The sequence below is a fragment of the Vibrio sp. 1CM24A genome, assembly GCF_023161725.1.
In the GTDB taxonomy this organism is placed as follows: Bacteria; Pseudomonadota; Gammaproteobacteria; order Enterobacterales; family Vibrionaceae; genus Vibrio; species Vibrio coralliirubri.
The window spans coordinates 154,296-180,305 of record NZ_JALNTS010000007.1; the positions used below are offsets into that span (position 1 = coordinate 154,296).

The 26,010-nt window shown below is 45.3% G+C and carries 17 protein-coding genes; 5 read left to right on the plus strand and 12 right to left on the minus strand.

Annotated features, from left to right (window positions below):
• Positions 1-46: 46 nt before the first annotated feature.
• The 9 genes from MSG38_RS16565 to hemL all read right to left on the minus strand — a co-directional run bounded on the left by MSG38_RS16565 (position 47) and on the right by hemL (position 14,146).
• Entirely contained in the window at positions 47-1,042 is a 996-nt protein-coding gene (locus MSG38_RS16565; RefSeq protein WP_017059411.1) for an ABC transporter ATP-binding protein, read from the minus strand.
• A gap of 87 nt (positions 1,043-1,129) precedes the next feature.
• Complete coding sequence (locus MSG38_RS16570; RefSeq protein WP_048605693.1) at positions 1,130-2,113, minus strand: ABC transporter ATP-binding protein; 984 nt, start codon at positions 2,111-2,113, stop codon at positions 1,130-1,132.
• Between the two features lie 2 nt (positions 2,114-2,115).
• Positions 2,116-3,141, minus strand: a complete 1,026-nt coding sequence (locus MSG38_RS16575) for an ABC transporter permease (protein WP_017056648.1) — start codon at positions 3,139-3,141, stop codon at positions 2,116-2,118.
• A 2-nt stretch (positions 3,142-3,143) separates the two neighbouring features.
• Complete coding sequence (locus MSG38_RS16580; protein WP_017633262.1) at positions 3,144-4,130, minus strand: ABC transporter permease; 987 nt, start codon at positions 4,128-4,130, stop codon at positions 3,144-3,146.
• Between the two features lie 169 nt (positions 4,131-4,299).
• Positions 4,300-5,982 (minus strand): ABC transporter substrate-binding protein, encoded by a 1,683-nt coding sequence (locus tag MSG38_RS16585; RefSeq protein WP_017056650.1) that lies wholly within the window; start codon positions 5,980-5,982, stop codon positions 4,300-4,302.
• Positions 5,983-6,682: 700 nt separating this feature from the next.
• The gene (locus tag MSG38_RS16590; RefSeq protein ID WP_248402243.1) at positions 6,683-10,072 is read right to left on the minus strand and encodes a response regulator; all 3,390 of its coding nucleotides are present in this window, start codon (positions 10,070-10,072) and stop codon (positions 6,683-6,685) included.
• 216 nt (positions 10,073-10,288) lie between these two features.
• On the minus strand, positions 10,289-11,311 hold the full coding sequence (gene rsmC, locus MSG38_RS16595) for a 16S rRNA (guanine(1207)-N(2))-methyltransferase RsmC (RefSeq protein ID WP_248402244.1): 1,023 nt from the start codon (positions 11,309-11,311) through the stop codon (positions 10,289-10,291).
• 110 nt (positions 11,312-11,421) lie between these two features.
• The gene (locus tag MSG38_RS16600; protein WP_048612315.1) at positions 11,422-12,507 is read right to left on the minus strand and encodes an AI-2E family transporter; all 1,086 of its coding nucleotides are present in this window, start codon (positions 12,505-12,507) and stop codon (positions 11,422-11,424) included.
• 343 nt (positions 12,508-12,850) lie between these two features.
• Positions 12,851-14,146 (minus strand): glutamate-1-semialdehyde 2,1-aminomutase, encoded by a 1,296-nt coding sequence (gene hemL, locus MSG38_RS16605; protein WP_010436060.1) that lies wholly within the window; start codon positions 14,144-14,146, stop codon positions 12,851-12,853.
• A 296-nt stretch (positions 14,147-14,442) separates the two neighbouring features.
• Here hemL and erpA point away from each other — a divergent pair, with 296 nt between their 5' ends.
• From erpA to MSG38_RS16620, 3 genes are all read left to right on the plus strand, one after another.
• Positions 14,443-14,784: an iron-sulfur cluster insertion protein ErpA gene (gene erpA, locus MSG38_RS16610; RefSeq protein WP_004734539.1), complete on the plus strand. Its 342-nt coding sequence runs from the start codon at positions 14,443-14,445 to the stop codon at positions 14,782-14,784.
• A 272-nt stretch (positions 14,785-15,056) separates the two neighbouring features.
• On the plus strand, positions 15,057-16,181 hold the full coding sequence (locus MSG38_RS16615) for an efflux RND transporter periplasmic adaptor subunit (RefSeq protein ID WP_248402245.1): 1,125 nt from the start codon (positions 15,057-15,059) through the stop codon (positions 16,179-16,181).
• Positions 16,182-16,191: 10 nt separating this feature from the next.
• Entirely contained in the window at positions 16,192-19,305 is a 3,114-nt protein-coding gene (locus tag MSG38_RS16620) for an efflux RND transporter permease subunit (RefSeq protein WP_248402246.1), read from the plus strand.
• 71 nt (positions 19,306-19,376) lie between these two features.
• Here the strand turns inward: MSG38_RS16620 and MSG38_RS16625 are convergent, their stop codons facing one another.
• A complete protein-coding gene (locus tag MSG38_RS16625; protein WP_248402247.1) occupies positions 19,377-20,666 on the minus strand; it encodes a peptidoglycan DD-metalloendopeptidase family protein in 1,290 nt (429 codons plus the stop codon).
• Positions 20,667-20,795: 129 nt separating this feature from the next.
• Here MSG38_RS16625 and tyrS point away from each other — a divergent pair, with 129 nt between their 5' ends.
• The gene (gene tyrS, locus MSG38_RS16630) at positions 20,796-21,983 is read left to right on the plus strand and encodes a tyrosine--tRNA ligase (RefSeq protein ID WP_248402248.1); all 1,188 of its coding nucleotides are present in this window, start codon (positions 20,796-20,798) and stop codon (positions 21,981-21,983) included.
• Positions 21,984-22,367: 384 nt separating this feature from the next.
• Positions 22,368-23,213, plus strand: a complete 846-nt coding sequence (locus MSG38_RS16635; protein WP_017068902.1) for a magnesium transporter — start codon at positions 22,368-22,370, stop codon at positions 23,211-23,213.
• 110 nt (positions 23,214-23,323) lie between these two features.
• Here the strand turns inward: MSG38_RS16635 and dacB are convergent, their stop codons facing one another.
• Complete coding sequence (gene dacB / locus MSG38_RS16640; RefSeq protein WP_248402249.1) at positions 23,324-24,751, minus strand: serine-type D-Ala-D-Ala carboxypeptidase; 1,428 nt, start codon at positions 24,749-24,751, stop codon at positions 23,324-23,326.
• Between the two features lie 111 nt (positions 24,752-24,862).
• The gene (locus tag MSG38_RS16645; RefSeq protein WP_248402250.1) at positions 24,863-25,921 is read right to left on the minus strand and encodes a porin; all 1,059 of its coding nucleotides are present in this window, start codon (positions 25,919-25,921) and stop codon (positions 24,863-24,865) included.
• Between the last annotated feature and the right edge of the window lie 89 nt (positions 25,922-26,010).

Below are 26,010 nucleotides of genomic sequence, written 5' to 3' on the forward strand. Positions count from 1 at the left end.
GATATAAATAGTTAGGGCCCGCAGACCCTAACTTGGGTTTTATTGCTTAGCTTTCGTGTAGGTAACAGCGCACAAAGTGGTTATCAGCGAGCTGCGTAACCCCTGGTAGCTGCTCTTTACACTTATCCATTGCATGAGTACAACGACCTGCAAATGGGCAGCCTGCTGATACTGGTGTCCACAGAGGAATCTCCCCTTTATTGCCAGCAAGTTGTTCGTGGATCGATTTCTTAGGATCTGGAACAGCAGAAACAAGCAATTGCGTGTATGGGTGCTGAGGGTTAGCAATTACGTCATCGGTATCGCCCCATTCCACCATGTGTCCTACGTACATCACTGAAAGATCTTCAGCGATATAACGAGCGGTTGCGATATCGTGAGTGATGTAAAGCAGAGACATTTGCTTCTCAAACTTCATCTCTTCCATCAGGTTCAAAACGCCCGCACGAATCGATACATCAAGCATTGATGTTGGTTCATCGGCTAATACAACTTCTGCACCTACCGCGATGTTGCGCGCTAGGTTGACACGTTGACGCTGACCACCAGACAGTTGGTGAGGGTACTTTTTCGCCGTCTCTTTTGGCGGAATGAGACCGACTTGCTCTAAAAGATCGTAAACGCGTTCTTCTAGCTCTTTCTTGTTGCCCGGAGATACTTTCTTGTGGATCAACAGTGGTCGAGCAATGTGGTGGAAGATATTGTGCGTTGGGTTCAATGAACCAAACGGGTCTTGCCATACCATCTGCACGCCTTCACGGTAGTGCATAAGATCTTTTCTGCTTGAGATCTCTTGGATATCACGACCTTTGTATTCGATCGTGCCGCCTGAAGGTGCGTACATTTTGGCGATCATTTTTGCGGTTGTTGATTTGCCTGAACCAGACTCACCAACCACTGCTAGGCCGCGGCTTTTGTACATCTTGAATGACACGTCGTTAATCGCACGCATCATTGGGGTTTGAATGGTGGTACTGCTTATTGGGAAGTCTTTTACGACATTCTTGCCTTCTACCAATAATTGACCGAAATCTTTGCTCATAATTGTCTCCAGAATCCTTATTCGCTTTGCTTGTTTTTAGGCGGTCGAGCCGCCTTGTTCGTTATTCACGCTGAGTCAGCGTGCAAGCTATAGCTTCCTTTGTACTATTGGGTCACCGTACAGGTGACAGTTAGACAAATGTCCCGGGTCGATAGAACGCAGCTTGGTTGGCACCTTGGTACACGTTTCATGTACACGGTCACAACGAGCTTGGAAACGACACCCTTCAGGGATCTCTAACAGGTTCAGAGGGTTACCCGGAATACCTGCTAACTTTGTCTTTGGCCCTGTCAGTGGAGGGAAAGAACTTCCCAGCCCTTTGGTGTAAGGGTGGTAAGGGTTTTCTAGAATATCTTGAGAGTTAGCCACCTCGATTAGCTCACCTGAGTACATGATGCCGATGCGGTCAGAGAACTCGACCATCAATGACAAGTCATGGGTGATGAACAGAATCGAGAAGCCAAACTCTTCTTTCAGTGCATAGATCTTTTGTAGGATTTCGCGTTGCACAACCACATCAAGTGCGGTTGTCGGCTCATCCATAATGATCAGCTTTGGATTCAGTGCTAACGCGATAGCAATAACCAAGCGCTGACGCATGCCGCCAGAGAATTGGTGAGGGTAGTCACTCAATCGGCTCGGGTGAATATCGACGATTTCAAGTAGACCTTCAGCACGTTGTTTAGCTTGCTCACGAGTCATGTTGGTGTGACGCATAATTACGTCACAGAACTGCTCTTCCATCGGTAGTACTGGGTTGAGTGCGTTCATCGCGCTCTGGAATACCATCGACATCTCACTCCAACGGAACGACTGCATACGGTCATCACTGTATTCAAGGATGTTCTCACCGTTGAAGATAACCTCACCACCACTGATGTAAGCGGGCGGCTTATGAAGACGCATAAGGGAGAAAGCGACCGTTGATTTACCACAGCCAGATTCACCAGCTAGGCCGAATACTTCACCTGGAGCGATGTCGAAACTTACGTTGTTACACGCACGAACATCGCCTGACTCTGTGATGTAATCCACGCATAAGTTGCGGATAGAAATTAGTGGTTCAGACATGATTATTTATCTCCGCTCCAAAGTGCATTTTGTGGTGGTAGTTCTGGTTCACGTTCTTCTTTGTCTTGAGCTGCTAGTTTCTTCCAACGCTTCATGCCTTTGTGAGAACGCAGTTGCGGGTTAGCAATTTCATCGACAGCGAAGTTAAGTAGAGCAAGGCCAGTTACAAGTAGTGTCAGTGCGATACAAGGAGCCAACAGTTCCCACCAAGCGCCAATCAGCATTGATGAAGAGGTTTGAACGTTGTAAAGCATGATGCCCCAGCTGATTGTGTTCGGGTCACCAAGACCTAGGAACGAGATGGTTGCTTCCATCATGATTGCGTACATCACCGAACCGATGAAGCTTGCGCCAACGATAGAGATAAGGTTTGGCAGAATCTCTACGAAGATGATACGGAATGAAGATTCACCCAAAACTTCAGCGGCTTTTACAAACTCTTTTTCACGCAGTGCTAAGGTCTGGGAGCGAACAACACGGGCGCCCCAAGCCCAGGACATAAAGCCGATAACCAAGGTTATGGTGAGTGGCCCTGCCTCACCGATAAAGGCTGCTACTACGAACAGTAATGGGTATTGAGGGATTACCAGCATGATGTTCATTGCGGCTGTTAGTACGTCATCGACACGGCCACCGAAGTAACCTGCAGAAACACCAATAACAGTTGCGAGTAAACATACGGTTAAACCCGCACCAAAACCTACAGCAAGAGATACGCGTGCGCCGTATACCACTTGAGACCAAACGTCACGACCCATACGAGTTGTACCTAGTACGTGGTCTGCCTTTTTAGACATGATCAGTGTACGACGGTCGTCTGCTAGGTTTTGAGCAACCCAGCCATCAGGGTTAGTTTGTGCAGACTTCACTACGAAACCAGGGTATTCGTGTGGGTTACCTGTACGTTTGTCTGGTACATGTTTAGTGATCAATGGAGCTGCAATCGCGCCAAGAATAAAGATACTTAGGATGATGACGCCTGTTAGAGCCATCGGGTTACGCCAAATGAGTTTTAGAAAGTCTTTCATGATTATTTACCACCCTTACGAAGACGAGGGTCAAGAACAACGTAAAGCATGTCTGCAACTAGGTTAAAGAACAGCATGAATAGCGTCATGATAAGCAGCTGACCTTGCAGTACTTGGTAGTCACGAGCGTTAATTGCGTTGAAAAGTACGCTGCCAAGACCTGGGTAGTTAAAGATGATTTCGATAATTAACTGACCACCGATTGCCATACCTAGCGACATTGAAAGGGCTGTCACACTAGGTAGCATCGCGTTACGAGCTGCGTAGTTGAATACCACTCGGTTTTCGCTCAGGCCTTTGCCTTTCGCCATGGTGATGTAGTCTTCGGCTAGTAGGTTGATCATGTTGTTACGCATGTTTACTAGGAAGCCACCAATTTGAACAACAGAAGCACAGAACAGTGGTAAGAAGGCGTGGTAAGCGACATCTTTAATGAATGCCCAGCTTGTCCAGTCAGGCATAGTACCTGCGGTGTAGGCGTAACCTGTTGGGAACCACTTCAAGCCAATTGCAAAGGTAAATAGTGCAATCATTGCGATAACAACTTGAGGAACGGCTTGTAGAATCAGCATCCCTGGCGTTACGAAGGCATCGTACTTACTGCCGCGTTTCCACGCTGCGAAAATACCTAGGATTGAACCAATCGAGAAAGAAAGAATAACTGCGGTGCCGGCTAAGAAAAGCGACCAACCGAATGCTCCACCCAACAGTGTGTTTACAGAAAGTGGGTAGAATTGAATTGATGTACCAAGTTCCCAGCTAAGAATGTTCTTCATGTACGCTACGTATTGAACCAGTAGACCGCCATCAACGAAGCCTAATAGTTCTTTCATTGCAGCAATACGCTCTGGAGTAACTTGTACAGAAGCGTTCGCAAACATCATGGTAACTGGGTCACCAGGCATTGCTCTTGGAATAATAAAGTTTAACGTCGCAGCAACTAATAGCGCGACAAAATAAAATGACAAACGTCTTAAAAAATAACCCATAACTCACACCTTACTCACCCAGATTGTTTCCCTGTTTCTGGATTCAGGTCGCTCCTAGCGAAATTTGGAACGAAAAATCCCCTGACGACTAGCGCCATACTTTCAATTGAGAGTGTGGGGATTTTTATAAGCGGCGTAAGAGGTTACGCCGCAAGGATTGAACGATTACTTATTTAACTGGTTTTAGGTCCAGTACATGAAGTAGACGCTCTGGAATACCAGCCCAAATGTTTGGACGGCCTTTTGGATTTTCTTCGTTCCACCAACCAGTGAAGCGAGTTGTGTTGTATTGGTACATGTAAGCACCAGACATCACAGGGATTGTCACTTGGTCTGCAGCGATGATTTGCTGGATACCGTGTGCAATGTCTAGCTGCTCGTTCTTATCAGCTGTTTTGTAGAAGCTGTTTAGAAGACCATCTAGCTTGTCGTTTTTGTAGAAGTGCATTGCGAAACGAGGCATACCATCACCAGATTGTAGTGATGAGTTGTAAGCACTGTTCCAGTACGTGTATGGATCCGCACCGTGGAAGTAGTTTGTGTATGCTACGTCGTATGTACCTTCAAGCATTGCTTGGTTGTAAACAGAGAAGTCAGGTGTACGAGCTTTCGCTTTAATACCGATTTCGTTCAGCTGTTCTACCGCTAGTTGAACTGTGTTGTTGAAGTCAGTCCAGCCGTTTGGCGATTGAATCATTAGTTCGAAAGACTTGCCTGATGGAGTGTCAACAAAACCATCTTTGTTTACATCTTTGAAGCCAGCGTCAGCAAGAAGCTTCTTCGCGCCTTCAGCGTTGTAAGTGTTGAAGCCTTTGTACTTGTCGTGAGTTTTTTCATCAGACCAAGCTTCAAACGCGTAGCCAAGACCCGATGCGAAATCGTTCACAGTACCGCCACCGTAGAATGCGATGTCGATGATAGTTTGACGGTCAAGAGCCATAGAGAAAGCACGACGGAAGTCAACGTTGCTCAATGCTTCATGCTTCGCAGCATCAGGGTGCTTGAAGTTAACGATGAATGCCTGTGTACCTGCTGGCGGGTACCAGTAGTGGTGTTTAGGGCTAGCTGCTGCGTATGTACGATCGATATCTGGAACGAAAGAAGACGTCCAGTCCATTTCACTGTTTACAACTTTACCTAGGAATTGGTCGTTGTTCGCAATTTGTGGAACACGTAGACAGTCAACATCTAGGTTGTCTGCATCCCAGTAGTTCGGGTTTGCACACTGGATGTAAAGTTGCGCTGTAAACGTATCGATTTCTGTAAATGGACCAGAACCTACCGGGTTCTCATTGGTAAACGTTGATGGATCTTTAACGTCTTTCCAGATGTGCTTAGGTACTACAGGTACTTTAGCAATCTCGTAAGGTACGTTTGAGTTTGCTTCTGTTAGTGTGAACTTAACTTGGTTGTCGTTCAGTTTTTCTACAGAAGTTACCCAAGAGTTGATACCAGATTGGTCAAGCTCTGGCTTCTCTTTTACAAGGTTGAAAGAAAAAACAACATCATCAGCAGAGAAAGTTTCTCCGTCAGACCATTTAACACCCTTACGAATGTCGAAAACAACGCTCATCAGATCATCTGACATCTTGAAGTTTTCAGCTAGACGGAACACTGGAGTGTTACCGTGCATTTCGTTAAATACTACTAGCGGCTCATACATGAAGTCAGTTGTAGTATGTAGGTTAGTAGCACCAAGGTACGGGTTAAAGTTACGTACGAATGTAGTGTACTCTTTCGGGTGAACGGTCAGTTCACTGCGTTCTGCAGCGGTTGCTACTGATGCAAAACCTGTTGTAGCAGTTGCAATAATTGCTGTTGCTATTGCTGTTTTTTTTATATTGGCAAGCATAGCTGTTCCTTACTATTTGCTTTCATTTCACTAATGGATTGAATGTTATCTGTCGCTAAATTGTTTAGTAGATACACACTCTGGTTAAAGGCCTACCTCTTCTTCGTTGCTCCAGATTCGTCGTTGATTCTGAGAAGTGGTAAGAGTGGCCTGTAGGCCTTTGGCAGGAGTAAGAAAACACCTTATCGATGAATTAATCAAACTCGTTTCCCGTCAAAAACGTTAAAAACACACGGCCCCACGTCATTAACGTCAAAATAGGTTGCTTTGGTGGTTTTTTGTGCGCAATTGTTAAGGTGATGTGACTCGCATTTGGTTTTGTGGTTATTGTTGATCGTAAGTGGTCACTAACTTCAAAGGCTTTTTATTATAATGCTTTACCCTACTTTGGTATAATTGTAGATCTCGGTCACTTGCCAGTTTTACGTTAAATTTCCCTAGAAAATTAAATCTGCCGTTCTGTTGTGACTCGCTTCTCAAACTGCAACAAAGAGTCAGATAACGGTCAGATATGATTGAGAATAGAACGAAAAGTACTGACGGTTACGAGCACACACTGTGCGTAATTGGCGTGAACTCTTCCTTGTTTAAAGTCGTGAAAAAAGTGCGTTTCAAGCGTTGGGATTCTACTTTTTGTGATTATTAGGCGTACAAAAAAGCCCACGCTAGGTGGGCTAATAAGGTGATGTTGGTTCAGGGATTAACTGGTCAGTAGTTTCTGCAGTTTATCTCTTAGCATTTCAATATGGGTTCTTTCTGGCGTCTGTTCTTTACAGTGTTCCAGTATGAATTCGATTGAGCTCAGTACCGTTCGCCAGCGAGGCGTTTTCGGTAGGGTTTCGACGCGTAGGTATTTGTCTAGCGTTCGAGTTTGCAGCGTACTGCGGTCTAAGTAGACGCGCCACAAGCCACTCTTCTCGGCGAAAGCAAACTTGGTTTCCCCAGTAACCGATTCCCAGTAGATGATGGCATTCGTCATCGCATCGACCAGTACCTCACGCATCAACTCTTGTTTGTTTTTACCTTCACCGGTTGCCTTGTCAGCAAGACGAGTAAATTCTCCGCCAAGCTCTTTAAGCTGCTGTAACTTATCTTTGTCGCCTTCAAAGGCATAACTAGAAAGAGCCTCAACCGCCGTTTCAAGGTTATTGATTCGGTTTGAGTTAACACCACCACCTACATTAAAGATATACATGGTGTCGAGCCCTGAGCCTTCAGGTAGCTTAAGGATGTCACTCGGTATGCGCTGACGTGTGTCATCTATATAGATATCAATGTCACCGCAGTAGTGGGCTTGTTCCACTTTAAGGTATTTAGGCGCAATGATCTCGTCGGCCATTGAGCGTTTAAGTTGTTCTTGTCCGCGTCTGAATAGCTTCGCCGCAGCTTCGTTAGCAAAGCGAATACGTTGGTCATCACGAATACAGATGATGGCTTCAGGTGCCGATTCTAGTTGCTCTAATAAGCGCCCTTGAGTTTCTAACAAGTTAGCCTCAACCATCGCTCTATGTTTGAGCTCGAGTTGCAGTTGGTCGTTTTCAAGGCGTCTCTGTTCAGCTTTGCTTGCTGATAGATGCGCTGTTATTCGAGCCGCTAATTCTTGTTTGTTGAACGGTTTAGACAAATAGTCATTAGCGCCCGCTTCGAAACCTCGAACACGGTCTTCTGCTTGGTTGAGGGCTGTTAGCATGATGATTGGCAATTGAGCATGATCGTATTGCTTTCTCAGTGCTTCACAAACCTGATAGCCGCTCATTCCTGGCATCATGATGTCGAGTAGAAGCAGCTCTGGCTTCTCTTTTTCAATCAGTTCAATGGTTTCAGGGCCATCACATGCAGTACGTACTCGATAACCTTCTAATTTCAAGAAGCTGTCTAATACTCGCAGGTTAACCGGCTCATCATCGGCGATAACCAGTAACGGGCCATCTGGGTTTTCACTGATAACGCTGTTTTCTTGTTGGCTGTTATCAATTAAATCCGGCGCTTGGAAGTGCGAGTAATGACCTGATTCGTTGTAACTGTCCAGCTCATCTTGAGTCGCTAGGGGCAGGGTAAAGCTAAACGTAGTGCCAAGCATTGGCTGACTACTTACGTACAGTGAGCCGCCCATTAGCTCGATCAACTGACGACTGATCGATAATCCAAGTCCTGCACCTTGGCGGTAGTTACTCGCATCTTGGCCTGCTTGAATCAATGGCTCAAAGATGTGCTCAAGGTACTCGGCCGGTATACCTTGGCCAGTATCGACGACTTGTACACGAATGTTGTCATCGATAACGCTGGCAGAGATAACAATCTTGCCTTCTGAGGTGTACTTGATGGCATTGCCGACCAAGTTATACATCACTTGCTCAAGTCGTTGAGGATCCGATGAAACTAGCCCTAAATCACTTGGGACTTGGTTAATAATACGGATTGGCTTATTGCCCAATAGGTGATGAGACAACTCTAGGACCAAGCTGGTGGCAGCAGACAAATCAACGGCTGATTTCTTAATATCTAAGCTACCATAGCGCATCTTGTGATAATCAAGCAGGTCATCAACCAAGGTCGCCAATCGTTGGCCACTATTGATGATGATATCCAACTGATACTTCTGGTTAGCGGGAATAGGGCCGTTCGCTCCAGATATCAAGGCTTCAGCGATACCCACCATGCCATGCAGTGGTGTTCTCAACTCATGTGAAGTAGTCGCTAAGAACTCATCTTTGAGTTTGTTGGCCAGTTGCAACTCTTCGTTTTGCTTTTGAATAGTCTTAAGGTTGTCCTCAAGTTCATCGTTTTGGCTTTTGATGAGCTGCATTTTTTCACGAATAGAGCGCTGCATTCTTTCGAAGCTCACCGCGAGACGGCCGATCTCATCTTTTCGCTCGGTATTGATCATGGTTTCATCGAGATCACCCGCCGATACTTTTTCAGCTGCCCATGTCAGTTTAAGTAGTGGGGAGGTGATGAAGTTAGACAGATAGTGCGATGCAACGACTACGAGAATGATCGCCGTTAGCATAACGATCACGAAGATCTTTTCTAACTGATGAATACGGGCAAACGCCTCTTTTTCTGGCAGCTCTACGACAAGAGCCCATGTTGCGTATTTCAGCTCAATTGGCGTATATGCCGCGATGATCGCTTGGTCTAGGGTGTTGTCGAAGGTGCCAACCGCTGTTTCGCCAGCCAATGCTTTATCAACAACGTCTAAGCTCAAGTTGATAGATTCTTGTGAATGGGCAAGGCTACGCGGCAGGTGATCATCACCTACAAGCAGCGTTTGAATATTCGAACTCTTGTTGAGATCCGCAATCAGCTTAGTAATGCCGTTGATTGGCAGCCTAAACATCGCGTAGCTGTGTAGGTAGCCTTGTTGAACAATAGGTGCACCTAACCATGCGGTCTGTTTGCCATTCTCGTCTTTAAAGTCAGAAACGATAACCGGCGTGTAATCTTCGTTAGATTTGCGTCGGTCGGTTACGTCTTTGGCTAGTCGTTGAAAGGTAATACCTAGGTTGGAGTCCTTGTATTTTCCAGTCAGCAGATTGGTGCCGTAATCGTCATTTTTAAAGACGGAATAAGCAACGTTGCCGTTGATATCAACCAATAGAATATCGTCAAAATCAGAGCGTTTAAGCAGTTCTAGGTAAGCATTATGGTAGCGCTTGTGTAGTAGGCGATAACGTTCGCTGCCAATAAAGCTGCTGGACTCTGGAAGAATAGACGTTTTGATTTGATCGCCAGAGCCTTGAATATAGCGCTGCTGCGCATTACTGCGTGCCTCTTCAATATCTAACCCCAATCGTTGGAATGCATTGATCAAACCATAAAATCGCCCGCCACTGGCATTGGCCAATTCTGAGCGAACAAAGCCCATCACTTGGGATTCTTGAGCTTGTAGGTAATCGACAATTTGCTGCTGCTTAGTATCACGAACCGAAACAAGGTGTGAGGTGCTTTGTTCCTGGAGATCCTGACTGTGCGATTGGAGGAAAAATATCGCGATAAGTGTCACTGGGGTAATACTGAGGACAAGAAATGCCAGCATTAGGGTATTTTGAAGGCGCTTAAACTTCTGCTTACGATAGAATCTAAACATAAATTGGGTACTACTTTCCTTTGATGTACTGCTAAAAGGGGCGAAAACAAGTACAGAGAATAGAATTAACGGGTTCCAATTTAACGAAATTAACGAGTTTTTTTACTTTGACAAGTAAGTGGTATTTAAAGCGTGTGCAAAAGCTCATTTTTATAGAGTTTTGACAAAAATATGAACAGACAGCGCAGATAATGACCCTGCGCTGTGCTAGAGAGGTTATTTGTTTGCGTGATAGATCGCGAATTTGGTGGTCTTATTTAGAGTCGCGCATTTTCCAAACGCTTGTTCAATAATTGGAATGTATTTTAAGAAACTGTTCGCAACAATAATCATCTCACCAGAACGCTTCAAATGCTTAGGAGCCTGAGCAAGCAAGGTCTCAGTCGCGCTGTAGCTAGTGTCTAAACCTGAATGGAATGGCGGGTTACTGATGATGAACTGGTAGTCGTCTGCAGTATCAGAGTAGACATCGGATGCGAAGACTTTACCCGTTAAACCATTCGCTTCTAGCGTTGCTTGGCTTGATGCCACGGCAAATGCACTGATGTCGCACATTTCTAGCTCGATATCTGGGTTACGAGATGCCATTACCGCGCCTAAGACGCCTGCACCACAACCAAAATCCAGTACCTTGCCTTTTAGTTTTGGCAGGGTGTCCAACAGAAGTTGGCTACCAACATCGAATTGACCGTGACTGAAGACGCCAGGAAGGCTTTTTACCGTCAGAGGTTGTTCATCAATGTTAACCGTGTAGGTCTTAAACCAGTCTTGCAGGTTGAACGCTTGTGGTTGCTCGAAGCATTGACCCCAGTAGAAAGAGCAACGACGCGCTGAATCGTATTTAACAACTTTGCCGTAAGGAGCAAACATCTTCTCGATGCTTTTCACGCCTGAACGGTTTTCACCAACCACGACGATTTCGGTATCTTTGCCTAGTTTGGCAAATAGCATCGCCAACAAAAATTCCGCTTCCGCTTTGGCTTTTGGCCAGTACAGCATCACTAAGTCGGCTTTGGTCTCTTCGGTAAACTCAGCACCGTAAAAACGTTGGATGCTGCTATAACCTTCAAGCTGACGGTAGTAGCTGTAATTAGAGGTGAACACAGAGACAGATTCACAATGCTTGGCTAATTCAACAGGGAATAAGTCTTCAGCCTCACCGGCAACTAAAACATGTTTGCCTTCAAAGTAGGCAAGTTGGCGCTCAGCAATCTGGCTTGGGGCAATATAAGCTGACATAGGACACTCTATTGAATCGTTAGCAAAAAATGAGGGCGGATTTTCGCATAATCCGCCCAAAGCTTGAAGTGTTTAATACTCGTTCGGCAAGTAAGTGATTGAAGAGCGGTTTAACTCTTGTCTTGCTGGTTTAAAAAGTCCTTAAACTCTTCATCGTAGATGTTAAATAGAACAATGGTAATCGCAAAAATCAGTGGGCCGTAGATAAGACCAATTAGGCCAAACAGTTGAATACCACCCAATAGTGAGAAGAAGATCATCAGGGTATTCATGCCTGCACTGCCTTGCATCAGCAGCGGACGTAGCAGGTTATCAATTGAACCAACAATCGCTACACAGTAAACCGTTAGGAAAATCGCCCACGTGGTATCACCAGTTAGGAACAAGTAAGTTGCTGCTGGAATCCAGATTAATGCGGTACCCACAACTGGGATGAAAGAGGCAAAGCCCATCATGGTACCCCAGAATAGACCTGGGAAACCGGCAATCCACATACCTAAACCGCCGGCAAAACCTTGCGCGATGGCGGTTAAGAATGAGCCCATTACTGCTGATTTAGATACTTGTTCTATCTCTGTTAGAAGTTTGTCTTCTTGGCTACGAGACAGCGGAAGAATATGACGAACCACACTGATGATTTTGTCGTGATCTCTTAATAGGAAGAACAAAACGAACAGCATCAAGAAGAAATCCATCAAGAAATTGGTCGCGTCACCTAAGATTTTGGCACTGATACCAACTAGCTTAGAACCAAAGCTTGTCGCAAACTCACCGACTTTTTGTGCGATGGCTTGAGGCTCAATGTTGTCGAAAGGCAGGTAGTTATTCACAAATGACAACGCTTTGACCACTAACGGGTGAGCAAACAGAGTCTGAATGCCGCCGTGTGTCACCCATTGGTAAGTATTCTGAGAGAACAGAGAACCTTGCTGAACAATTGCTGCGAATACTGCCAATAAAGGGATAACAATAATGAAAGTCAGTATGATACAAGACAGCAGAGAGACGATGTTTTCTTTATTCGGGATCTTTTTTTCAAGCCACTCATGGATTGGGAACATCAATAGTGAAATGATAAAGGCCATCACGATAGAGTTAACGTATGGCTCGATAAGCAGGTAACAAGCATAAGCCGCCGCGAGTAGGGCAATGATGATCACCCAGTGGCTGGAATTGATTTTGAGTTTTTCTGACACGGTAATGGTCTCTATATTTGCGTTCTGAGTTTATAATGGCTGCAAAACAGAGAGTTAGCAATGAGGAGTTTTGATAATGGGATGCTGTAATAAAGATAAGAAATGCCAAGACGAAGAACAGCAAACAAAAAAAGAGATCCCTTGGTTCAGAATGTTCCTTGGTACCTTGATGCTGTTGGTTTTTCTTTTCTGGGAACGTTAATCGCTTTTGGTTCAGTTTTGGCCTTAATCGACGGCTAAATAAGCAGTCATATTTGTGGCTAATGAACGCGATATATAAAAAAGGGCTGCATTTAATGCAGCCCTAAATTCAATCGGTTAGCAACTTATAAAGTGCTTTCGATTATTTGCTTTCAGCAGCAATGATCGCAAGAGAGCGGTCAGCAGCTTCTAGTGTTGCATCAAGTTCTTTTGAACCATGAGCAAGAGAAGTAAAGCTTGCTTCGAATGCTGAAGGTGCAAGGTAAACACCGTGATCTAACATTAGGTGGAAGAAGCGCTTGAAGCGTTCTACATCACACTTAGTTACATCTTCGTAGCACGTCACAGTTTCTTGGTCAGTGAAGAAGAAACCAAACATACCGCCAACTTGGTGAACTAGCATTGGGATGCCGTGCTTGTCAGCAAGTTGCTTGAAGCCTTTTGCCAACTGCTTAGTTTTTGAAGCTAGACGCTTTTCGTTGCCTTCTTCTCGTAGAAGGTTCAAACATGCGTAGCCAGCAGCCATTGCAACAGGGTTACCTGAAAGTGTACCCGCTTGGTAAACAGGGCCAGTTGGTGCGATGTATTGCATCACGTCTTTACGACCACCGAAAGCGCCCACAGGCATGCCGCCGCCGATCACTTTACCAAGACACGTTAGGTCTGGCTTGATGTTGTAGTAAGCCTGAGCACAACCTTCAGCAACGCGGAAACCTGTCATTACTTCATCAAAGATTAGCAATGCACCTTCTTGGTCACAGATTTCACGTAGACCTTCGTGGAAGCCTTCTACAGGAGGGATACAGTTCATGTTGCCCGCTACTGGCTCAACGATGATACAAGCGATCTCGCCTTTGTTTGCTGCAAAGATTTCACGTACAGAATCTAGGTTGTTGAATGTTGCTGTTAGCGTTAGTTTCGCAAAATCAGCCGGTACGCCTGGAGAGCTTGGTTGACCCAAAGTCAGCGCGCCAGAACCTGCTTTTACAAGTAGGCTGTCTGCGTGGCCATGGTAGCAGCCTTCAAACTTAAGAATTTTGTCACGACCAGTGAAGCCACGAGCTAGACGAATCGCGCTCATTGTTGCTTCTGTACCTGAGCTCACCATACGTAGCTGTTCCATTGATGGAACCATCTCAGATACAAGTTCAGCCATTTTGATTTCAGTTTCGGTTGGAGCACCGAAGCTAAGGCCGCGTTGAGCTGCTGCAATAACAGCGTCACGAATAACCGCGTGGTTGTGACCAAGGATCATTGGACCCCAAGAGCCAACGTAATCGATATACGCTTTACCATCAGCATCAAAAATAAGTGGGCCATCAGCGCGTTCAACGAAGATTGGAGAACCACCTACGCCATTGAATGCACGAACTGGAGAGTTTACGCCACCAGGAATAGTTTGCTGTGCTTTTTCGTACAGCTCTGCTGATTTGGTCATTGATATATCCTCTTTTGACTGTCGGACCAATTGGCACGCATTGTACCTATCCCTAATCCAACTAGGAATGCTTTCGCCCAGATAATCACCCGAATCTGGTTGTTTTGTGTGGTTACACGTTTTAATTGTTAGATATTGGCGAGTTTATAGCAGTAAAAGGACCGATCCTGTGGTGAATACTTGAACGTTTCAGTCAGGTATTAGATAATCATCGGAATATAAGAAAATACTCAACAACTATGGTCTCGAATTAGATTTGTATCATGTTGTTTTTGACACAGGTAAGAGAGGTTGTCGTGAGCGAAGTAAATATACCATTGTCTTTTTCTGATGCAGCAGCTACCCGTGTACAAACGCTAATTGCTGAAGAAGAAAACCCAGAACTAAAACTACGTGTATACATTACAGGTGGTGGTTGTAGCGGTTTCCAATACGGCTTCACATTTGATGAAAAAGTAAATGATGGCGACACTACGATTGTAAACAGCGGTGTAACGCTGGTTGTTGACCCAATGAGCCTACAGTACTTAATGGGCGGCATGGTTGATTACACTGAAGGTCTAGAAGGCGCACGTTTCTTTGTGAACAACCCGAATGCGACAACAACATGTGGTTGTGGCGCATCATTTAGCGTCTAGCGTGAGCTGAAAAATAGCTTGAGCTCAAAGCTGTATTAGATACATTTCAAACGCCGAACTTATGTTCGGCGTTTTTGTTTTTACTTAGTAACTTATTACTTTTCAAGGCATTCCTCTCATTTTTAGTACACGGCATATTTTTTAAACTGTCGATAGCGTCCAACTTCGTTGAGGATTGGTCTGTTAAGGTTACCTTTGTGCATAAGGAAGTTGCACATCACGCTATTAAGCCAACTAGCGCGCCTGAATTACATCGGACAAAAGGATTTGTTATGCCCACTCTATTTTCTCATTCACCACTTTTTCAGAAATTGAAGCAGCCGTGGCTGGTTTCTCTGATTCTAGTCGTGTTGTTGTCGATTTGGCTTGGTTTAGGCGTAGGGCAAGCAGAAGAGTCACCTGAAAAAAAGGCGACAGAAATTCCGTTGGCTAAGGTTTCCTTTCAAACATTCACTTCATCACCGACCTTTAAAACGATTGATCTCTATGGAAGAACGGCGCCCGATAGGCATGCTCGTCTAGGTGCAGAAGTCGCGGGCAAGATTGTCAGATTGAATGTTGTTAAGGGGGATATGGTTAAAGCAGGACAAGCCATTGCCCAGATAGATAAGGGCGATTTAGAGATTCAACTAGAGAGAGCATCTGCGTTATATCGCTTGAAGCAGAAAGAGTTCAAAGCGGCGCAGTCACTGAAGAAAAGAGGGCTGCAAGGCGAAATCGCCTACACCACAGCAGAGGCTTCATTAACAGAAGCAAAAGCTATGATGCGCAATGCGGAATTGGCTTTAAAGAATACTGTCATTACTTCGCCTTTTTCGGGTGTGGTTCAAGACTTAATGGTTGAGCTTGGTGACTTTGTTGGGGTTGGCGATCCGGTCGCGGGCGTGATTGATCTCGATCCTCTGGTCATCGAAGCCGATGTCAGTGAACGTCATATCCAGCATTTGTTAGTCAATCAATCCGCTTTGGTTCGCTTGCTGGGAAGAGAAGAAGCGGAAGGCCGCTTGCGTTATGTTTCTCGAATCTCTTCGGCCTCTACCAATACTTTCCCAATCGAGATTGAAATCGATAACTCCAAAGGCCTATTACCTGCAGGTGTCAGTGCCGAAGTAAAACTCAACCTAGAAACAAGAGACGCAATCAAGATAACACCGGCGATGCTGGCATTGGATGACGCGGGTAACCTCGGGGTCAAAACCTTGGTCTCTGCTAGTGACTCACCAACGGTGAAGTTTGTAGGCATTCAGATAGTAAAGGCCGAACAAGATGGAGTGTGGCTCACTGGGCTAGGTCAACGCGTTGACATCATCACCGTAGGTCAAGGCTTTGTGCGTGATGGTGATTCCGTGATTGCTGTTGAGCAAGGTGCTGAACCCTCAAATGTAACCGCAGAGTAGGAGATTGCCGATGTATTCAATTATTGATGCAGCCTTGTCCCGTGCTCGAACAATGCTTTCTCTTTTGGCGCTTATCTTGGTCGCTGGTGTTGTCACCTATATCACGATCCCCAAAGAATCGAGCCCCGATATTACTATCCCGATTATTTACGTCTCTGTTGGGCACCAAGGTATTTCGCCAACCGATGCCGAACGCTTATTGGTTAGGCCGATTGAGCAAGAGCTGAGGTCGATTGAAGGCGTAAAAGAGATGACAGCAACCGCAGCAGAAGGCCACGCCTCTGTGGTGTTGGAGTTTAATGTTGGCGTCGATCTCACCAAAGCAATGGCCGATGTGCGTGACGCGGTTGATCTGGCTAAACCAAAACTGCCAGAAGACAGTGATGAACCGACCGTAAATGAGGTGACGCTGGCTTCTGAACAGCCTGTTCTGTCTGTTGTGCTATTCGGTACCGTTCCTGAGCGGACTATCGTACAAATAGCACGAGAAGTAGGAGACAAATTAGAAAGCTATCGCCAAATCCTTGAAGTGGATATTGCGGGCGATCGCGATGACATCGTTGAGATCATTGTCGATCCGTTATTAATGGAGAGCTACAGCTTAGATCAAGCGGATATCTATAATCTGATCGCTCTGAACAATCGAGTGGTTGCCGCTGGTTTTGTTGATACGGGGTATGGGCGTTTCTCTGTCAAAGTCCCTTCGGTGTTTAACTCTTTAAAAGACGTGCTCGAGTTGCCTATTAAAGTGGATGGCAAGCAGGTGGTCACTTTCGGCGATGTCGCTACGGTTCGTCGAGCGTTTCGAGATCCTGAAAGCTTTGCTCGTTTAGATGGCAAATCTGCGGTGGTGTTGGATATCAAGAAGCGTGCAGGTGAGAACATCATCGAAACGGTTGAGCTAGTCAAAGCGGTAATGGCTGGTGCTCAGCAGCAAGCTGAATGGCCAAATAACCTATTGGTCAAATACACCTGGGATGAATCTAAAGATGTGAAGATCATGCTTAATGATCTGCAAAACAATATCTTATCCGCCATTATTCTGGTGGTGATCGTTATCATCGCGATTCTTGGTGTGCGTACCGCTTTGTTAGTGGGTATTTCCATTCCAGGCTCATTCCTAACCGGGTTATTGGTTCTTTCTGTGTTTGGCTTAACCGTCAATATCGTAGTGTTGTTTTCTCTGATCATGGCGGTGGGTATGTTGGTTGACGGTGCGATTGTGGTGACCGAATTTGCAGACAGGCGAATGCAAGAGGGTGAAGGGCGCAAAGCCGCTTACCGAGATGCTGCGAAACGGATGGCGTGGCCGATAACCGCATCCACAGCCACAACCTTAGCCGCATTTGCTCCGTTACTGTTTTGGCCGGATGTGACTGGCGAATTCATGAAGTTCCTGCCATTAACACTGATCGCGACATTAACTGCCTCATTGATCATGGCGCTGTTGTTTGTCCCTGTATTAGGCGGTTTGATTGGCAAACCTCAATACGTATCTTCTCAGAGCCAAGCTCGAATGGTCGCACTGCACAACGGTGATTTCTCACAGGCGACAGGCTTAACCAAGGCGTATTACCACACACTTTCTTTAGCGATTAAACACCCCTTTAAGATTTTGTTCAGTGCGATACTGCTCGCGGTTGCAGTTGGTTTTACTTATTCAAAAGCGGGTCTAGGAGCAGAGTTCTTCCCAGAAGTTGATCCGCCATTCTTTAATGTCAAAGTTCGCTCGCATGGGGATCTGTCTATCCAAGAAAAGGATGACATCATGCGTGATATTGAACTGATGATGCTCAATCATGATGAGTTCGATACCGTTTACACGCGTACTGGTGGTGACGACCAGATTGGTTTGATCTCAATTACGCCTGTTGACTGGCAATATCGCCGCAGTGTTAAGGCGATTATTGATGAGTTGAAGGTACAGAGCGATCAATACGCTGGTGTTGAGATTGAATATAAGTTTCCTGATGCTGGGCCTCCGGTTGAGAATGACTTAGTGATTGAGTTGTCGGCAAGAACGCCAGAGCAACTTAATCAGGCTGCAAAAATCGTGAGAGGTTGGGCGGATGGCAATCAGGCACTGACCAATATCAGTGATACCGCGAGTAAAGACGGCATCGATTGGAAGGTGGATATTCGCCGCGATGATGCTGCGCGTTTTGCTGCTGATGCAACCTTGGTGGGTAATACCGTTCAATTCGTGACTAATGGTCTCAAGATTGGTGATTACCTGCCCGATGACTCTTCAGAAGAGGTCGATATCTTGGTGCGTTACCCGAATGATAAAAGGGATATTGGACGCTTCGACCAGCTGAGAGTCAAAACACCTGCAGGCTTGGTGCCGATCACCAACTTTGCTCAGATTGTTCCTGACCACAAGCAAGATACGATTAAACGCCTTGATGGCAAGCGTGTGGTGAACATCATGGCGGATATGGAAGAGGGTTATAACCTTGCGCTCGAGCTGCCAAAGATTGAGCAAGCGTTGAGTGAATTGGGGCTACCGAGTAGTGTCGAATTTCGTATCCGTGGTCAAAATGAAGAACAAGAAAACTCTTCCGCCTTCCTACAAAGTGCTTTCTTGGTTGCTTTGGCGGTAATGGCTTTGATTCTGATTACTCAGTTTAATAGCTTCTATCAAGCATTCCTGATTCTGAGTGCGGTGCTGTTCTCGACGGTTGGGGTCTTTGTTGGTCTGCTTATCTTCCAGCGCCCGTTTGGCATCGTGATGTCTGGTATCGGGGTGATCGCACTGGCAGGAATAGTGGTGAATAACAACATCGTGCTGATCGACACCTATAACCAGTTGATTAAAAGAGGCTTGGATAAGCGAGATGCGATTCTAAGAACCGGTGTGCAACGTTTAAGACCTGTAATGCTGACTACGGTCACCACCATTTTAGGCTTAATGCCGATGGTGTTAGAGATGAACATCGACCTGATTAATCAAAAGATAGAATTCGGCGCGCCGAGCACGCAATGGTGGTCGCAACTCGCTACGGCAATTGCGGGAGGTTTGGCGTTTGCAACGGTACTTACCCTGGTGCTGACGCCTTGTTTGCTGATGTTAGGGCGAGATAAGAAGCCCGATGTGATCCCAAGCAACGACGGTGAAAGATAAGTCCTAGTTCGACGGAAATAAAAAGAGCGCCTTAGTGGGCGCTCTTTTCGTTGGTTTATATGGCTCTTAATCTAATTGGTCGCCAGTAACTGGCCGTATCGCTCTAGGTTATTCAGTCGAATCTCTGAGTTGGCAATAAAGGTTGCTTTTGCTTTACCCGTTAACGACTTAGATTGAGGCAATTTCACGGTACGCGCATTCTTATGTACGCCATTAACCAAGAATTCATAGTGTAAGTGCGGGCCAGTTACACGACCTGTGCCACCCAAAGTACCAATGGTTTGGCCTTGTTTTACGCGCTGACCTGTTTTCACCATACGTCGCTTCATGTGCAGGTACTTGGTGATGTAGGTGTTGCTGTGGCGGATAAACACGTAGTTACCATTGAATTGGTTGTAACCCGACTTCTGAACAATACCGTCACCGGCTGCCCAGATAGGCGTGCCAACAGGAGCTGCGTAGTCAGTACCGCGGTGAGCTCGAACCTTACCGGTTACTGGGTGTCTCCTGGTAGGATTAAAGTTCGATGTTACGCGACGAAAATCAATCGGTGAGCGCAAGAACGCCTTCTTCATTGCTCGACCATTTTCATCGAAGTAGTTGCCGCTCTTATCATCCAATACCGCGGTAAATGAGTCGCCTTGGTTTTTGAATACGGCTGCCATGATCTTACCGCGACCAACCACTTCACCTTCAACCACTTTCTCTTGGTATAAGATTTTGAAGCTGTCGTTCTTACGAATATCTAACGCAAAGTCGATATCCCAACCGAAGATGCCCGCCAGTTCCATAATTTGATTTGCGGTTAAACCTGCGCTTACGCCAGCGTTCCAGAAATTAGAGGTGATGTTGGCTTCGGCATAATTGTATTGGTATGCCACTTCTTTTTTGTCGAAACTTGATGAGAAAGAATCGCCAGATTTAGTGATCTTGAAGCTTTCAAACGCACTAAGTTGTCGTTTTAACTGAATAAGGTCGTTGTTTTCATCAAAGCCGAACTGCAAGACATCACCAGGTCTTAGATTAGACAGCTGCTTCTTAATATCATTATTGGTATTGAGTAGCGTGATCAGCAGACGGTATGAGAGGCCAATACGTTCAAATAAAACAGAGGTGCTTTCGCCAGAGCGAACGGTGTATTTCTCCCAACTGAGCACTGCCGTCGGTGGAGCGTCACTTGAGCTAATAAGCGCATCGGCATTGATAGTCAGTGGGTAATGTTTTCCCACAACTAAAGCGCCCGAATCGTCACGCAAACTGTTGACGTCGGGGAGTAAGAAAATCGCGACGAAAATTATGGCACTAAAAAATGCGATAAAAGCCCGGTGCAAAATAGGAAGGCGTGCAAAAATAGACAACATGTTCCGGTTCGTTCTGTAAATATTATGAAAATCGACGACGGAATAGTGTAACTGGTTTCAAAATACATCGCTATTCAAGTAAGATGTCTAATTAATGTATTTTTGCCAAATCTGTGGGAGTGAACAAGAATGGCGAGTATTGAAGCTGCACTAGCCGAGATCAAACGTGGCGTAGAAGAACTGATTCCAGAAGACGAACTGATTGCAAAACTAAAAGAAGGTCGTCCTTTACGCATTAAGCTGGGTGCCGATCCAACAGCTCCAGATATCCACCTAGGCCATACGGTTATCTTTAACAAGCTTCGCGCTTTCCAAGAGCTTGGTCATGAAGTGACATTCCTTATCGGTGATTTCACTGCAATGGTTGGTGACCCATCAGGTAAAAACTCAACACGTCCACCGCTAAGCCGCGAAGACGTATTGAAGAATGCTGAAACTTACAAAGAACAAGTATTCAAAATTCTAGATCCTGCGAAAACGCAAATTCGCTTCAACTCTGAATGGCTATCTGAGCTTGGCGCTGAAGGCATGATTCGTCTTGCTTCTAACCAAACAGTTGCTCGTATGCTTGAGCGTGATGACTTCAAAAAGCGTTATGCTGGTGGTCAACCGATCGCAATCCACGAATTCATGTACCCACTTCTACAAGGTCACGACTCTGTTGCACTAGAGAGCGACGTTGAGCTTGGCGGTACTGACCAGAAGTTTAACCTTCTAATGGGTCGTGAACTGCAAAAAGCAGCAGGTCAAAAACCACAAGCGGTACTGATGATGCCACTACTTGTTGGTCTAGACGGCGTTAAGAAGATGTCTAAGTCTGCGCATAACTACATCGGTATTAGTGAAGCACCAAGCGAGATGTTTGGTAAGATCATGTCTATCTCTGACGATCTAATGTGGAGCTACTACGAGCTACTGTCTTTCCGTCCTCTTGAAGAAGTTGCGGAACTGAAAGCTGGCGTTGATGCAGGTAAGAACCCGCGTGACGTTAAAGTGCTTCTTGCTAAAGAGATCATTGCTCGTTTCCACAGTGAAGCTGATGCTGAAGTGGCTGAGCAAGAGTTCGTTAACCGTTTTGCTAAGAACCAAGTTCCTGATGAGATGCCTGAATTTGAATTCGAAGCTGGTCTGCCAATTGCGAATGTTCTAAAAGAAGCGGGTCTTGTAAACTCGACTTCTGATGCGATGCGTATGATCAAGCAAGGCGCGGCTAAGCTTGAAGGCGAGAAGATTGAAGACAGCAAATTCGTACCTGAAGCAGGTACTGCGGTTTACCAAGTAGGTAAGCGTAAGTTTGCTCGTATTACTATTAAGTAATAATGCACATCAATAATTGAACCAAAGGCATCCACGGATGCCTTTTTTATTGACTTAAAATTGACGAAACTTTGAAACGCCTATTGCTACACTATGCGCGCTGTCAAATTGACAGTAATTCTGGAGATTTTTATGAACAATACCGACCATCCTCCTAGTTTGAATGGAGAAGAATAACCTGTCTCGGTATTGATCTATTGTCCTGCCGTTCAGGTAGGGTATCTTTGTTTTTCCCCCTCATTCTTTTCCACACACTAGATTCTAACAAGTAGACACACCATTAGTTTTCAGCTCTTGGTGCGCATAAATCTATAAATCTATAAATCTATAAATCTATGCTATTTGTTTTGATGGTCGTTACCTTTGCCAATCGGGAGATTCGCCATGACGGTAATGAACAACACTTTTTTATCTATTGAAGCTCTGTACTCAGAGCAAGACATCCAAGCTGTATCGAATGCATTTCAACAGTACGGACGTGAACAACAAATTAACCTTTTGAACCGAATGCCGCTTGAAGATGCGGTGCTAGTGCTGGGGCAATGCTCTCTTAGTACGATTCAGACTTTACTTAGTGAGCTAGAAGAGCAGGGCTTTGAGAAGCGTTCTCGACACCTAGCTCACCAACTAGGGCTGATCTACTCAGAGGTAGAACCTCAGCAGGGCTACCTTTCTACTGGTGTCATGAGCCACGTTAGGCAGCGTATCGGTTGGATTATTGCGTTAGCACTATTGGGAATTGTCTCAGGGCTTATCATTGCTCAGTATGAAGACATTCTCAGTCAATTGGTACTTTTGGCTATCTACATGCCGGTAATTGCTGCTGCTGGTGGTAACACCGGAACACAAGCCGCGACTTTGGTTATCAGAGCCTTAGCCACAGGTGAGTTGAAAAAACGCCAATGGGCTAACGTTCTGTGGAAAGAGTTTAGAGTTGCTATTTGTTTAGCTCTAGCGATTGCCGTAGTGATGATTGGGCGTATTCTGCTATTCAGTGAAAACCAATCGACAGGTGGTTATGACATCAACATGATTGCGTTAGCGATTGCGGTAGCGCTGTTTATTCAGGTGACCATATCAACTGTACTCGGCGGAGGGTTACCGATAGTTGCTAGGCTATTTAAGCTTGATCCAGCGGTGTTAGTAAGCCCCGTGCTTGCTTCGATAGTGGATATCTCAGGAATGTGGATCTACTTCACTGTCGTGAATTCATTTCTAGGAATCGCTTAAAAGCTGATAAAAATAGCTAAATACATCTGAGAAATAAAAATGGCGCTGAAGATAGAAGGTCTTCAGCGCCATTTTTATTGTTTAAGTAAAAGCTTACACAGAACCAAGCATTACTTAGATTTGCTTTGTGTTTGACTGAACTCGACCACATCTTTGTAGAAAGCTCGCTCAAACTGGGTGATTGGTGCTTCCACTGGTTTATCTGGATCTTGTTCTTCAGGGAAGTAATCACGGACAAATTGCACAAACAGAGAGTTTGGTTTTCCCTCCTTATCTAATCCGTATCCCGCCATGTTGTAACTGCCGTATAGAGAACCACTTTTGGCGATAATGTTGCCTTGAATCGGTGCTTTTCTCATGCTTTGACGGTATTTGAGCGTTCCATCAGTGCCAGATGTAGGCATAGCCTCAATCAGGTTGAGCTGTTGATCGTTTTCCCAGATATAACGAAGCACCTGTGCCATGGTCTGCGACCTCATTCGGTTATTTCTGGATAGCCCTGAACCATCGACGAGCTGCGCTTTACTGAGGTCAATATTAGCCTTGGTCAGCAATACCTGCTTAATCGCTTCAGTACCGTTATTGAAGCTACCCGGTTGAACATAAAATGTCGCACCCAGCGTTTTGGTTAGGTTGTCTGCGATAAGGTTATCCGATTTCTTGAGCATGATATCGAGCAGTTCAGGAAGTTTCTCTGAGTTGTGACTAGCGACTAACGTGGTTTTGTCCGCTTTAGCTTTTTTACCAATAATCACATCACCTTTTACTTCGATTTTCAGTTCATTGAGAAGCGATGTAACGACTTGATAAGTGTAAAGCTCAGGATTTTGAATCGCGAACTTGAGTGGCAGTGGCTTTTTACGCTCAACCAAGCAACCAGAGAGCTTGTAAGTGTTATCTGGTGTCGTGATGAGCTCCAAGTCGCATTGTGTTGCCTTCTGCCCAGAGCGAGTTACCGTGGAAGCGGTGGTCGTCACATCTATCGGATAGTGAGCGGGAATATAAACGCGTGTCGCACCATTATCTTTTGTATAAATAGAGGCTTGTGCGCAGTTGCTGTCTAAAGTCATTGCGCTAGAAGGCGCGCTGTAACAAACCCCTAGAATGTCCCAAGGCCAACCAATAGCTCGCTGATAGCCCGTAAAAGTAGAGTTATCTAGGTATAAGTTGCCTTTGATGGTTCTGGATTGAGATTTTGCGTATTGAGTTAAAAGGCTTTTTAGCTGTTCTCGTTGTAGGGTCGGGTCGCCACTAAATGAAATGATTGAGTCATTCCCAGAACGGGCAATGCTGGTCGTGTAGTGAAAGTCATCCCCTAATTCCAACTTAGCCGCCAAAGCTGTCACCAGCTTTAAAGTACTGGCGGGTGGATAGAAGCCATCACTGTTGGAATTCATTTTATTTGAGACGCCACTCAGGGATTCCAAAATCACACTGGTGCTACTGCCATCAGGCAGTTTATCTAAAGGGGCGTAAGCGTTAACTGAGAAAGCGCTAATGGAAAAACTACATACAAGTAGTGTGGATAGAAGGCGCATAGAAGATTTCTTGGATGGCTGATGTTTTCAGTATACAGATATAAAAAACGCCCGCTAGATAGCGGGCGTTTTGATTCTCAATTAACTAATTAATCAATTAGATAATCAGAATTAGAAGTCGTAACGTAGACCTAGAGCGATTTCGTCTTCAGCTTGAGCAGAAGTTGCTTTGCCATTAGAAGCTAGGTTTGTTGTACCGATCGTATCATTTTCAGAGATTAGGTTGAAATTGTACGAGATGTAAGTACGGAAGTTAGGCTTGAAGTAGTAAGTTGCATCGATTGCAATGTTATCTGCAGAAGTTTCACCGTCAGTTTCTGCATTGTTGTACGTTAGCGTGAATGCAGTTTTATCTAGTGTGTACGCAGTTGCGAATTCGTAACCTGTGTAGTCTACAGAATCGTTCTTGATTACACCTGTAGTCTGTTTTTCGCCATCAGTGAATACACCAGCGAAGTAGAAATCGCTCATGCGGTAAGATGCAGAAAGCATGTATTCGTTAGATTGATCTTGGTCTGCGTAACCAGCACCTAGCTTAACGCCAGAATCGCCGATTGCGTAGATAGCAGATAGAGAGTAGCCATCTTTACCGTTGTCGCTGAACTCATCGTTAGCGTCAACATCACGGTCAGCGAAGCGGTAGCTTGCTTTTAAGCCTAGGTCTTGGAATTGACCTTTGTAAGAAAGCATGTTGTCTGAACGGTCAGCTACTGCGATTTTGTCTGCCGCTGAGTTACCGTGGTAAGACATGATATCGGTAAAGTCAGTGATAACGCCTAGCGCACCGTCGTTTTTACCGTATGTAACTTCACCGAATGTACCGCCAATACCAGCGTATGTGTAACGGTTTGTGATGCTGTCGCTGTTGCTGTCTGTAGCACCACCGTTTTCAGCAGTTGTGAATTCGCCTTCGTAGAAACCAACGCCGTATAGGCCGTCTTGGATTTCAACTTTACCTAGGAAGTTAAGACGTACACGTGTTTTGTCTTCAGCTTTGCCATCTTTTAGAGATAGACGAGCTTCCGCACGACCACCGATCTCTAGAGAAGTGCCGTTTGAGCTGTATACAGAAGTACCGTCAATACCACCAGCTTGTTTACCGTCCGCTGCCACTGCGTTAGTAGCAAGAGCTGCAGCAGATACAGCAAGCGCGATCATAGTCTTGTTCATGTTATTATTTCCTAATTACTGTCCATAGAAGTTTTATCAAGGATTTGAACCCTTTTGTGTATTGCCTGTATTAATCAGGCTTCATAATC